Origin of the sequence: Aminobacter aganoensis (genome assembly GCF_014206975.1) — a bacterium.
Lineage (GTDB): Bacteria > Pseudomonadota > Alphaproteobacteria > Rhizobiales > Rhizobiaceae > Aminobacter > Aminobacter aganoensis.
Genome location: NZ_JACHOU010000013.1, coordinates 127,686 through 138,714, shown reverse-complemented (window position 1 = coordinate 138,714; position 11,029 = coordinate 127,686). Strand labels below are relative to the sequence as shown.

Genomic DNA, 11,029 nt, shown 5'->3' with positions numbered 1-11,029 from the left:
CCCAACCGGTTGGGGCCCAACCCCCCCCCGCGGGGGTTCACGCCCCCCCCCTGCGCCCCGGCGCACCCACGGGGGGCGGCGTAATCCCCCGGGGCGCCGCCCACACCCGGGCCCGCCACGTTCCGGCCCGTCCAGATGCCGCTATCGCTCGAGCAACAGGCTGGCGAGCAACAGGAGGCCGCCGGCGACGAGAACAAACGTCGCCAGGCCCTTCCATGTCCGCGCGATGACAAAAGCTGGAAAAAGGGCGACGAAGTAGGGAGCCCAACCGTCCAGTTTCGCATATTCGATCAGGCCCCACGTGCTCGCAACGTAGGCCAGGACGAACACCACTGTCTGGTCCCTGGTCCAGGGTGCTTTCGGCTTGCCTGGCTTCATGCCAGCCGAGGCGCCGCTCTTTCCCGCGCTGGTCGAAGCGCCCGACGCATAGGTCGCCGAATCGGAGCTGACCGCCTCCTGCCCGCTTCCCCCACAATTCCAGCAAGTCTCCTGGCGCGGCATGCTCCCCACACCTGTGCCGCCGCAGGCCCTACAACCAGTCCCACGCCCCCCACATGTATAGCAAGGGTCGCGACCCGCGCCATTCACCTTACCTGTGCCGCCGCAAACTGGGCAAATAGCCACTTTCGGCCTCCCGGGCGTATCGAGCCGTAAAGCTCAACGGACTCCCACTCTGAACCTCTCCAGCCAGAACCCGAGACTCTTCACGAAACGCGCGGTCGCGTTTCGCCGGCTTCATGCATCATCCAGAAGCCAAGCCCCTCCACCGAAACACTGCAATTTTCGGCAGATTTCAGGAAAAATAGACTTGTATCGCTGCCCCTTGCAATGCCTCGCATCGGCGATGCCGCGTCCGCTCTCGGATGGCGACATCAAGGAAGCGCGGGGTGCAGGCCTGGCCTTCGGCAGCGCCGCAGCCGGACAGACGTCAAGCTCGCCGAGTCACGGCTACAGGCTCGGGACCTAGAGCCTCCAGGTGCCGTCCTGGATCGGCTGCGACGCAGGGTTGGCAACCATCTGCAAGCCGCTGGTGACGACGATCGGCGTGCCGTCGGGCACGCGGTTGTACAGGTCCATGATGTCCTGGTTGATCAGGCGGACGCAGCCGGACGAGACCGACTTGCCGATCGAGGCCCATTCCGGCGAGCCGTGCAGGCGGTAGAGCGTGTCCTTGCCGTCCTGGAAGATGTAGAGCGCACGCGCGCCGAGCGGATTCTGGATGCCCGGCTGCATGCCGCCTTCCCACTCGTTCTTGCCTGGCACCTGCACTGCGCGATATTTTTCCAGTTCCGGCTGGCGGTCGATCATCTCGTTCGGCGGGAACCAGCGCGGCCAGGTCTGCTTCCATTCGATGACGCCGCGGCCGGCCCACTCGAAGCCGGCACGGCCGAGGCCGACGCCGTAGCGGATGGCCTCGCCATTGTCGCTGACCAGATAGAGGAAGTGCTGGGAGGTATCGATGACGACGGTGCCCGGCGCCTCGCCGGTGGGGTCGGCCACGACCTGGCGATAGTAGCGCGGGTCGATCTTCTTGAACGGGACGCCCGGAATGTCATAGCCATTGTCAATGACCGGCGCATACATCATCTGCGGCTCGGTGAAGGACGGGTCATTGCGCAAGGTGGGCGGCGGCGGCGCCACCGGAAATGCCGGCTTGGCCACGCGCTCGCTGCTCGTGGTCGAACAGGCGGAAAGTGCGGCCGAGGCAACGCCGGTTGCGGCCAATGCCAGAAAATTGCGGCGGGTGAATTTCGACATCGGCATTCCATGTTATTGAAGGCGTTGCAACGCGCCGGACCCTTGCATGTTCCATGCCAAGGTTTCAATCAGCGCCCTGCCCGCACGCGGGGCGCGCAACGCGGATTGCCGCGAGATGATGCTTTCAGGTCACTCAAGCCCCGCCGGCTTGTCGCCGCCATAGGCCCAGTCGAGCAATTTGACGGTGTGGACCACCGGCAGCTTCGCCGCCGAGGCGATCTGGGTGATGCAGCCGATGTTGCCGGTGGCGACGAGCGATGCGCCCGTGGCCTCGATGTTCCTGACCTTGCGGTCGCGCAGCCGCGCCGAGATTTCCGGCTGCATGATGTTGTAGGTGCCGGCCGAGCCGCAGCACAGGTGCCCCTCGCGCGGCTCCCTGACGACGAAGCCGGCGCGCGCCAGCAGGTCCTTAGGCTGGCGGGTGATCTTCTGGCCATGCTGCATCGAGCAGGCGGAGTGATAGGCAACCGTCAGGCCGGGCTTGCGGGCCGGTTCCGGCAGGTCGAGGGTGGCCAGGTACTCGGTGACGTCCTTGGCCAGCGCCGACACCCGCGCCGCCTTCTCGGCATAGGCCGGGTCGAGCCTGAGCATGAAGCCGTAGTCCTTGATCGTCGTGCCGCAGCCCGACGCGGTGATGACGATGGCGTCGAGGCTGCCATTGCCGATTTCGCGCGTCCAGGCGTCGACATTCTGCCGCGCCGAGGCAAGGGCGGCCTCCTCGCGGCCCATGTGATGGACGAGCGCGCCGCAGCAGCCCTCGCCCCTGGGCACGACGACCTCGATGCCGAGCCGGGTGAGCAGCGAGACCGTCGCCTCGTTGATGCCGGGCTCGAGCACCGGCTGGGCGCAGCCGGTGAGGATGGCGACGCGGCCCAGCCTGGCGCCCTGCGCGGCATGGCTGCCGGGGGATGCCGTGGCCGACTGGGCCGGCACCGTGGCAGGCGCCAGCCGGAGCATGGCCGCGAACGGCTTCAGCGCCGGCACTCGGTCGAAGACATTGGCGAAGGGCCGGCCAAGGCGGGCCAGCTTCAGCGCCGCGCGGAACCGCTTGGGATAGGGCAGCACGGCGGCCAGAACGCCGCGCGTCAACCGGTTCATCAGCGGGCGGCGATAGGTCTTTTCGATATGGACGCGGGCGTGGTCGACCAAGTGCATGTAATTCACGCCCGACGGGCATGTCGTCATGCAGGCGAGGCATGACAGGCAGCGGTCGATGTGGGTGACGATCTCCTTGTCGGCCGGCCGGCCGTTCTCCAGCATGTCCTTGATCAGGTAGATGCGGCCGCGCGGCGAATCCAGCTCGTTGCCGAGCGTGACATAGGTCGGGCAGGTCGCCGTGCAGAAGCCGCAATGCACGCATTTGCGCAGGATCTTCTCCGATTCCTGGACATGCGGATCGGCGAGCTGGGCGGTGGTGAAATTGGTCTGCACGGCGTTTTGAGCTTTCTCAGATCAGCCAGCTGTCGGGGCTCTTGATCGCCTCGCCTCGTCCCAATGCCTGAAGGCCGACGATGCAGCGGACGATGAACCAGACGGCGACGGCAAACATCAGGATGAAGCCGATGAAGACCATCATCAGCACGACGGAGACCAGCGCGTAGAGCAGGCCGATCCAGAAGGTGCGGATGAGCCAGGTGTAGTGGCTCTCGACGAAGCCGCCGGCCTTGCCGCGGTTCATGTAGGCCAGGACGATGCCGACAATGCCGCTGATGCCGATGACCAGGCCTGCGAGGTAAAGGATGTAGATGACCTGGACATTGGTCTGACCGGGCTCGAGCCAGCGGTCGGTCTGGCGCGGTGTCGTGGGCGGCGGCGTATCGCTCATGGTCGTGCTCCCTCTGTTGCACCCGCCAAGGTAGCAGACTCGGAGCCGGGAACCATGCGGCCCGGGTTGAGGATGGCCTTGGGGTCGAATTCGGCCTTCAGCCGGGCCGAAAGTGCCGCCAGGGCCGCCGGCTGCGGCTCGAAGACGGGAACGGCGGCGCGCCAGGCAGCCGCGGCGCGGACCAGCGTGGCATGGCCGCCGCCGAACTTTCGGATCAGGGCACGCAACAGATCGGCTTCCGGTTCGCCCTCCATGCGCAGCCAGACGAGGCCGCCCTGCCAGTCGTAGAACGCGTCGGCCGCCACCTGCATGCGCAGGGCAAGCACCATGTGGTGGGCGTCCGCCGGCGGCATCGACACGCGCCAGACGGGCTTGTCGGAGCCATCGGCGAAGGGCCTGACATCGCGCACGTCGCGCCACAGCGTGGCCGATGCCGCGCCCGATATCTCCTCGATCGCACCGGCATTGCCGAGCAGCCGCTTCAGCTGGTCGAGGCGGTAGGCGACCGACGGACCGAAGCCCTCGACGCGCAGCAGGGTCGCCGGATCGCCGCCGAGGCCGCCGTCGAGCACCCGCGCGGCCATGCGTTCGGGCAGATGGGCGGCGGACGAGACCTCGGCGCTCGACCCCATGGCGAGGGCCATCGCAGCAGTGGCGTTGTCGTCGAGCATGCCGCGGATGGCGAGCGTGGTCTCGGTTTCGGCCGCGGGCAGCACCTTGAAGGTGACGTCGGTGAGGACGGCCAGCGTTCCCCATGAACCGGCCATCGCCTTGGACAGGTCGTAGCCGGTGACGTTCTTGACGACGCGCCCGCCCGACTTGAAGGCCTCGCCGCGGCCGGAAACAGCGTTGATGCCGAGGATATGGTCCCGGGCGGCGCCCGCCTTGAGACGACGCGGGCCGGCAAGGTTGGCGGCGAGCGCGCCGCCGATGGTGCCGCGTCCCGGCGCCTGGCCGAGCAGCGGGCCGTAGTCCATGGGCTCGAAATCAAAGCGCTGGCCGTTTTCGGCGAGCAGTTTTTCGATGTCGGCGAGAGGCGTGCCGGCCTTGGCCGACAGCACCAACTCGGCGGGCTCGTAGAGCGTGACGCCGGCGAGCCTCGACAGGTCGAGCGTATGCTCGCATTGCAGCGGTCGGCCGATGCCGCGCTTGGAGCCGTGGCCGACGATTTCGAGCGGCACTTCCTCGGACAACGCCCACTGGACGGCGGTGAGGACGTCGGCCGAGGTGGTGGGGGTGAAGGTGGTCATGAGCTCACAACTCTAGGGTTCCTCGCCCCCGCAGAGCGGGGGAGAGGTGCCGAGCGCAGCGAGGCGGAGAGGGGGAACTTCATCGCCCTTCGCCTCCAGATTGGGTAGTGACAGGCGCGAACGTGAACTTCATGTCGGCCGCACCGACATCATGGGCAAGCCGGCCATCCAGTGCGGCGAGAATTGTCTCGCAGACGGCGCCGACGTTCTTCAGCGCGTCTGAAGTCCAGAACCTCAGGACGGAGTATCCATTGGCACACATGTATTCATCGCGGCGGAGATCATAGCTGCTGTCAGCATGTTGGCTGCCGTCGAGTTCCACCACAAGCTTGGCCTGACGGCAGACGAAATCGGCATAATAGGGACCGAGCGGCACCTGCCTGCTGAACTTGTGGCCACTGAGCTTCTTGGCCTTCAGTTCGTTCCAAAGCGAGGCTTCGGCAATGTTGTCGCCGTTGCGCAGTTGGCGTGCTCTCGCGATGTGGCTCGGCGAACGGCGAGTTGGAAGCGGGGCAGCCCCCCTCTCCGTCTCGGGCTTTGCCCGAGCCACCTCTCCCCCGCTCTGCGGGGGCGAGGAACCCAAGTCCTGCGAACGTGTCACATCCTGGGATCCCATCACAACCGATGCTCCCTCAGCTTTTCGAGGGCGGCGCCGCCGCGGGGGGAGAGGCGGTAGCCGGTGGCGAGGCTTTCGGTCAGGCCGAGTTCCTTGAGCTTGCGCACATCCTGCTTGAACTTCAGCTTCTCGACGCCGAGGCGTTCGGCGAGCACTGCGGCTGGCATTTCGGGGTTCTGGCCGATCAGGCGCAGGATCGAGGGGAAGTAGCCCGGGGCCGCGCTGTCCCATTTGGCGAAGCGCGCGGCGAGTGCGTGCCAGTCGGCGTCGGAGAGATCGGCTACCTGGCGCAGCGCCAGCCTGGTGTCGGCTTCGATGCCGTCGAAGGCGATGCGGTAGAGCGTGAGGTCGGCGCCGGCGCGCAGGTCGCCGATCAGCGCGGCACGGTCGGCGTAGCCGGCGGCGTGGGCATCGCTGTCGGAAATGGCGGCTTCATCGACGGGCTCGACCGCGCCGATGCGGACGACGCCGATGGCGGTGCGCAGGCCGGTGCCGGATATGACCGTCGGCCGCTGCCAGCGGCGGAAGGCGAGCACAATGTCGCCGCGCGCGATGCCTTCGAGGGTCGCCTGCTTCAGCAGCATCAGAACCTCGGGATGTCGGGGAAGGCCAGCTGGCCGCGGTGGACATGCATGCGGCCGAGCTCGGCGCAGCGGCGCAGCTGCGGGAAGACCTTGCCGGGGTTGAGCAGGTGGTTGGGGTCGAAGGCGCATTTGACCCGCATCTGCTGGTCGAGGTCGATGTCGTTGAACATCTCGGGCATCAGATCGCGCTTCTCGACGCCGACGCCATGCTCGCCGGTCAGGACGCCGCCGACCTTGACGCAAAGGCGCAGGATGTCGGCGCCGAAGGCCTCCGCCTTTTCGAGCTCGCCCGGCTTGTTGGCATCGTAGAGGATCAGCGGGTGCAGATTGCCGTCGCCGGCATGGAAGACGTTGGCGACGCCGAGGCCGTATTGCTCGGACAGCTCGCGCATGCCGGCGAGCACGCGCGGCAGTTCCTTGCGCGGGATGGTGCCGTCCATGCAGTAGTAGTCGGGCGAGATGCGGCCGACGGCCGGGAATGCCGCCTTGCGCCCGGCCCAGAAGGTCAGCCGCTCCTGCTCGGATTGCGAGATGCGGCAAGTGGTGGCGCCGTTGCGGTTGGCGATCGCCTCGACCAGGCCTATCAGGTGGTCGACCTCGACTGCCGGACCGTCCAGTTCGACGATCAGCAGCGCCTCGCATTCCAAGGGGTAGCCGGCATGAACGAAATCCTCGGCGGCGTGGATCGCCGGCCGGTCCATCATCTCCATGCCGCCGGGAATGATGCCGGCGCCGATGATGTCGGCGACGCATTGGCCGCCCTGTTCGCTGGTCGGGAAGCCGATCAGCAACGCACGCGCCGTCTCCGGCTTCTTGAGGATGCGGACGGTGACCTCGGTGACGACGCCGAGCAGGCCTTCCGAGCCGGTCATGACGCCGAGCAGGTCGTAGCCCTCGGCATCGAGATGCTTGCCGCCTAGACGCACGATTTCGCCGTTCATCAGCACCATCTCGATGCCGAGCACGTTGTTGGCGGTGAGGCCGTATTTCAGGCAGTGCACGCCGCCGGAATTCTCGGCGACGTTGCCGCCGATGGAACAGGCGATCTGCGACGACGGGTCGGGGGCGTAATAGAAACCGTCCTGCTCGACCGCATGGGTGATGCCGAGGTTGGTAACGCCCGGCTGCGCAGTAACGGTCCGGTTGGGATAGTCGATCTCGAGGATGCGGTTGAACCGGCTCATGACCAGAAGCACGGCATCTTCGAGCGGCAGCGCGCCGCCCGACAACGAGGTGCCCGAGCCGCGCGGCACGACGCGGATGTTGCGCTCGTTGCAGTATTTGAGCAGGCGCGACACCTGCGCCACCGTCTCGGGCAGCACGACGACCATCGGCAACTGGCGGTAGGCGGTCAGGCCGTCGCTCTCGAAGGCGCGCATCTCGTTGACCGCGTCGACCACGCCCTCGCCCGGCACGATGATGCGCATGTCGGCGACGATCTCGGCGCGGCGGCCAAGGGTCGCCGCATCGGGCTTGGGCATCGATATGCCGGACATCGGTCACCTGCGGTCGATAACTGGTAAAAAGCTTTTACCAGTGATGTCCGGCTCATGCAAACTGGAAGAAGGTCTGGCCCCAACGAGGGTCGCGACCAGCCTCACGCAGCGTCAATCTGACGCTGGTGGGATCGCGCTGCCCATTCGGGCAGGCGGGCTGACGCTGGCGGGACGGCGCTGCCCGTTCGGGCAGGCGGGCTGACGCCGGTGGGAAGGCGCTGCCCGTCGGGCGGGCCGGAAGATTACTCGCTATGGGCTGTCTTGGGCTCTTCGTGGGCGCGCCGGACGCGTCGCACACCCCACCAGACAAGCAGGATCGCCAGCGGCACCGAAGCCGCCGTGACCACTTCCGGTGCGAAGAAATGATCCACCGTCGAGGCGCCCTTGGCGACATAACCGATCAGGCCGACGACATAATAGGAGACGGCGGCGACCGACAGGCCCTCGACCGTCTGCTGCAGGCGCAGTTGCAGCCGGGCACGGTTGTTCATCGAGGCGAGCAGGTCGCGGTTCTGCCTTTCGACCTCGACATCGACCCAGGTGCGCAGAAGCGTGGTGGCGCGGGTCAGCTTGCGCGACAGGTTGGCCTGGCGCTCCTCGACCGACCGGCAGGTGCGCATGGCGGGCGCGACGCGGCGCTTGAGGAAACCCGACCAGGTGTCGTAGCCGGGCACGACCTCCTCATCCAGCGCCTCCAGGCGCTCGCGGACAATGCCGTCATAGGCCTTGCTGGCGCCGAAGCGGTAGAGGCTGGAGGCGGCATCGGCCTCGAGTTCGGCGGCAAGCTCGGTGAGGTCGGCCAGCAGGGCCTGGCTGTCACGCGTCTCGGTCGCCTTCATCTCGCGGGTGGCGACTGCAAGCCGGTCTTCGATGCGGCGGACGCGGCTCGACAGCGACAGCGCCATCGGCAGGCCGAGCATCGCCAGCGTGCGGTAGGTCTCGATATCGATGAGGCGCTGCGACAGCGCGCCGGTACGGGCCGGCGTCAGGCCGCGATCGAGGATCAGGATGCGCGTCATGCCGTCGCCGTCCTGGCGGAAATCGGTGACGATGGCGGCGGCACCGTTCTCGACGATGGAGTAGCACAGGCTGGTCGGATCGAAGCCGGCGATCAGCTTTTCGGTGGCCGGCGTCCACTTGCGGATCTCGAGCCGGATTCCGGAGATGACCGTGCCGGGCGGGCTGAAGCCGTTGCCGAAGGGCGAATCTTCCTGCGAGCGGCCGCTGTCGGACAGCGGTCCTTCCCAGAGATAGGTCGAGAACTCGGTGTGCCGCTCCCAGCGCAGCGATCCCTGCCCCCACTTCATGGCGTGATGGCGTGCCTGGCGGTCGGGCGATGCGATGCCGAGCCGGCGCGACAGTTCGGACAGCACCGCGTGGTCGACGCTCGAGCCGCCCTCGGTCATGAAAGAGAGCTGGACCAGCACGCGCGGGTTCTCGACCAGCGGGTGCGGCCTGGAATGGACCTCGCCGAGAGCGCCGGGACGGCCCTCATGCGCGGGGAATCCCATCACGCTGCCGGTGGAACGCGGCAGGAATTCGAGTGACGACGGATCGACTGTCACGGATGGCTCCCTCGATGCCCAGACCGTCGAGCCTCTAGGGAAATTCAAGGCAACAGGCAAACGTGAACTTTAGCCCGGACTGATAAAAGGGAGCGCGACAACGACCGTACGAACCTGGCGGATTGGATAATTAATTTGACCAGTTGGCTGCAGCCCCCCTATCCTGCAGCCAGACAACGCCTCCGGACACGACCTTGAGCGACATCTTTTCCAGGATCGAGCATTCGCGCACCGCCGACGAGGTGGTGCAGCAGATCGAGAGCCTCATTCTCGAAGGCGTGCTGCGCGCCGGCGACCGTCTGCCGGGCGAGCGCGAGATGGCCAAGCAATTCGACGTGTCGCGACCGATCCTGCGCGACGCGCTGAAGGCGCTGGAAGCGCGCGGGCTGATGGTGACGCGCCATGGCGGCGGGACGCATGTCGCCGACGTCATAGGCCAGGTGTTTTCGAAGCCGGTGATGGAGCTGATCGTCAACCACCGCAAGGCGGCGGCCGACTATCTCGAATATCGCCGGGAGATCGAAGGACTGGCGGCCGAATATGCGGCACGGCGGGCGACGGCGGAGGATGTCGCCCTGCTCGACCGCATCATGGCGCGGATGGAGGCAGCGCATGCCCGCGCCGACGCCACCGAGGAAGCGGAAATCGACGTCGAGTTCCACCATGCGGTGGGCGAATGCGCCCACAACATCATCCTGCTGCACACGCTGCGCTCGTGCTACCGGCTGCTGTCGGACGGCGTGTTCAACAACCGGCTGGTGGTGTTCACCGTGAGCGGCACGCGCGAGGTGCTGCTCGAACAGCACAAGGCGATCCATCGCGCGGTGGTGACCAGCGATCCCGCCGGCGCGCGCAAGGCGGCGATGGACCACATCACCTATCTCGAGCGCGCCATGGCCGAGGCCGAGCGCAGCGGCGACTGGCAGCGCATCTCGCGCCTGCGGCTACGGCAGCGAACCGACAGCGGCGAGACGGGCCGGAAGCCATGAGTGGCGTGCATTTCCTCGACGCCCGGGGGCCGGAGAGCATTCGCATCTACGCCATCGGCGACATTCACGGGCATCTGGACCTGCTCACCGAGATGCACGCGCGCATCGCAGCGGAGATCGAGCGCGACAAGGTGGCGGACTGGCGGATCGTCCATCTCGGCGACCTGGTGGACCGGGGCCCCGACAGCCGGGGCGTGATCGATTACCTGATCGCGGCCACGGCGCGCGACAGCCGCAACATCGTTCTGACCGGCAACCACGATGTCGGCTTGCTCGATTTTCTCGCCTTGCCCGACCCAGAGGGGCTGTTTGCCCGGCATGGCGGCAAGGAGACGGCCCGCTCCTATGGCGTCGGATTGAACATGAGCGACGCGCAGAGCCTCATGCAAGGCCATGCCCAACTCGTGGCCGCGGTGCCCGACAGCCATCTGCGCTTCCTGCGCGCACTTCCCTATTCCGCGAGTTTCGGCGACTTTTTCTTCTGCCATGCCGGCATCCGGCCCGGCATTCCGCTCGACCAGCAGGACCCGCAGGATCTCATCTGGATCCGCAACCAGTTCCTCAACCATCCGGGGCTGCACCCGAAGGTGGTTGTGCACGGGCACACACCGCAGGCGGAGCCCGAAGTGCTGGCCAACCGGGTCAACATCGACACCGGCGTGTTCTATTCAGGCGCACTCACCGCGCTCGTCATCGACGGCGCGGAGAAACGGCTGTTTTCGGTGGAAAAACCCGGCTTTAGCGGGAGGCGGTGACGCCGTAGCCGTCGACGGCGTGGTGGTCGGCCGCGGCATCGGCGGCATAGATCCCGAAACCGCCGAGCACGATTGCCGACAGCATGGCGAAGGACAGGAGCGCTGCTTTCAAGGGAGTCATCTCAGGTTGAGCTTCCTGTATTCTGCATGAGCAGAGTTACGAATAAGTTTCCGAAAAGTTTAAGCGATTC

12 protein-coding genes are annotated in these 11,029 nt (G+C 66.6%); 2 read left to right on the top strand and 10 right to left on the bottom strand.

Annotation, left to right across the window (positions count from 1 at the left end):
* Positions 1-141: 141 nt before the first annotated feature.
* The 9 genes from GGR00_RS20845 to GGR00_RS20805 all read right to left on the bottom strand — a co-directional run bounded on the left by GGR00_RS20845 (position 142) and on the right by GGR00_RS20805 (position 9,094).
* Positions 142-501: a hypothetical protein gene (locus GGR00_RS20845; RefSeq protein ID WP_184700803.1), complete on the bottom strand. Its 360-nt coding sequence runs from the start codon at positions 499-501 to the stop codon at positions 142-144.
* A 462-nt stretch (positions 502-963) separates the two neighbouring features.
* The gene (locus GGR00_RS20840) at positions 964-1,758 is read right to left on the bottom strand and encodes a L,D-transpeptidase (protein WP_184700801.1); all 795 of its coding nucleotides are present in this window, start codon (positions 1,756-1,758) and stop codon (positions 964-966) included.
* A 129-nt stretch (positions 1,759-1,887) separates the two neighbouring features.
* Positions 1,888-3,189, bottom strand: coding sequence for a glycolate oxidase subunit GlcF (glcF, locus tag GGR00_RS20835; RefSeq protein ID WP_184700799.1), 1,302 nt, complete (start codon positions 3,187-3,189; stop codon positions 1,888-1,890).
* Positions 3,190-3,205: 16 nt separating this feature from the next.
* Positions 3,206-3,583 carry a DUF4870 family protein gene (locus GGR00_RS20830; protein WP_184700797.1) on the bottom strand — a complete coding sequence of 126 codons (378 nt, stop codon included), beginning with the start codon at positions 3,581-3,583 and terminating at the stop codon, positions 3,206-3,208.
* The gene (gene glcE / locus GGR00_RS20825) at positions 3,580-4,833 is read right to left on the bottom strand and encodes a glycolate oxidase subunit GlcE (RefSeq protein WP_184700795.1); all 1,254 of its coding nucleotides are present in this window, start codon (positions 4,831-4,833) and stop codon (positions 3,580-3,582) included. Before glcE ends, GGR00_RS20830 begins: the two co-directional genes overlap by 4 nt.
* 79 nt (positions 4,834-4,912) lie before the next feature.
* Positions 4,913-5,449 carry an endonuclease domain-containing protein gene (locus GGR00_RS20820; RefSeq protein ID WP_082496642.1) on the bottom strand — a complete coding sequence of 179 codons (537 nt, stop codon included), beginning with the start codon at positions 5,447-5,449 and terminating at the stop codon, positions 4,913-4,915.
* Positions 5,449-6,033 carry an ASCH domain-containing protein gene (locus GGR00_RS20815; protein WP_184700793.1) on the bottom strand — a complete coding sequence of 195 codons (585 nt, stop codon included), beginning with the start codon at positions 6,031-6,033 and terminating at the stop codon, positions 5,449-5,451. The genes GGR00_RS20820 and GGR00_RS20815 overlap by 1 nt, the downstream gene beginning before the upstream one ends.
* Complete coding sequence (locus GGR00_RS20810) at positions 6,033-7,529, bottom strand: FAD-linked oxidase C-terminal domain-containing protein (protein WP_184700791.1); 1,497 nt, start codon at positions 7,527-7,529, stop codon at positions 6,033-6,035. Before GGR00_RS20810 ends, GGR00_RS20815 begins: the two co-directional genes overlap by 1 nt.
* Before the next feature lie 242 nt (positions 7,530-7,771).
* Entirely contained in the window at positions 7,772-9,094 is a 1,323-nt protein-coding gene (locus GGR00_RS20805; protein WP_055978083.1) for a DUF3422 family protein, read from the bottom strand.
* 194 nt (positions 9,095-9,288) lie between these two features.
* Here GGR00_RS20805 and GGR00_RS20800 point away from each other — a divergent pair, with 194 nt between their 5' ends.
* Positions 9,289-10,083, top strand: coding sequence for an FCD domain-containing protein (locus GGR00_RS20800; RefSeq protein WP_184700789.1), 795 nt, complete (start codon positions 9,289-9,291; stop codon positions 10,081-10,083).
* Positions 10,080-10,838 (top strand): metallophosphoesterase family protein, encoded by a 759-nt coding sequence (locus GGR00_RS20795; protein WP_055978079.1) that lies wholly within the window; start codon positions 10,080-10,082, stop codon positions 10,836-10,838. The genes GGR00_RS20800 and GGR00_RS20795 overlap by 4 nt, the downstream gene beginning before the upstream one ends.
* On the opposite strand, the gene GGR00_RS20790 is transcribed toward GGR00_RS20795, so the two are convergent.
* Entirely contained in the window at positions 10,822-10,959 is a 138-nt protein-coding gene (locus GGR00_RS20790; protein ID WP_162244938.1) for a hypothetical protein, read from the bottom strand. The genes GGR00_RS20795 and GGR00_RS20790 overlap by 17 nt on opposite strands.
* Positions 10,960-11,029: the final 70 nt, after the last annotated feature.

Bases quoted from the DNA above. Each gene is read 5' to 3' on its own strand.
- GGR00_RS20845 (WP_184700803.1), bottom strand. From the start codon at position 501: ATGCCGCGCCAGGAGACTTGCTGGAATTGTGGGGGAAGCGGGCAGGAG.
- GGR00_RS20840 (WP_184700801.1), bottom strand. From the start codon at position 1,758: ATGTCGAAATTCACCCGCCGCAATTTTCTGGCATTGGCCGCAACCGGC.
- GGR00_RS20830 (WP_184700797.1), bottom strand. From the start codon at position 3,583: ATGAGCGATACGCCGCCGCCCACGACACCGCGCCAGACCGACCGCTGG.
- glcE (WP_184700795.1), bottom strand. From the start codon at position 4,833: ATGACCACCTTCACCCCCACCACCTCGGCCGACGTCCTCACCGCCGTC.
- GGR00_RS20820 (WP_082496642.1), bottom strand. From the start codon at position 5,449: ATGGGATCCCAGGATGTGACACGTTCGCAGGACTTGGGTTCCTCGCCC.
- GGR00_RS20815 (WP_184700793.1), bottom strand. From the start codon at position 6,033: ATGCTGCTGAAGCAGGCGACCCTCGAAGGCATCGCGCGCGGCGACATT.
- GGR00_RS20810 (WP_184700791.1), bottom strand. From the start codon at position 7,529: ATGTCCGGCATATCGATGCCCAAGCCCGATGCGGCGACCCTTGGCCGC.
- GGR00_RS20795 (WP_055978079.1), top strand. From the start codon at position 10,080: ATGAGTGGCGTGCATTTCCTCGACGCCCGGGGGCCGGAGAGCATTCGC.
- GGR00_RS20790 (WP_162244938.1), bottom strand. From the start codon at position 10,959: ATGACTCCCTTGAAAGCAGCGCTCCTGTCCTTCGCCATGCTGTCGGCA.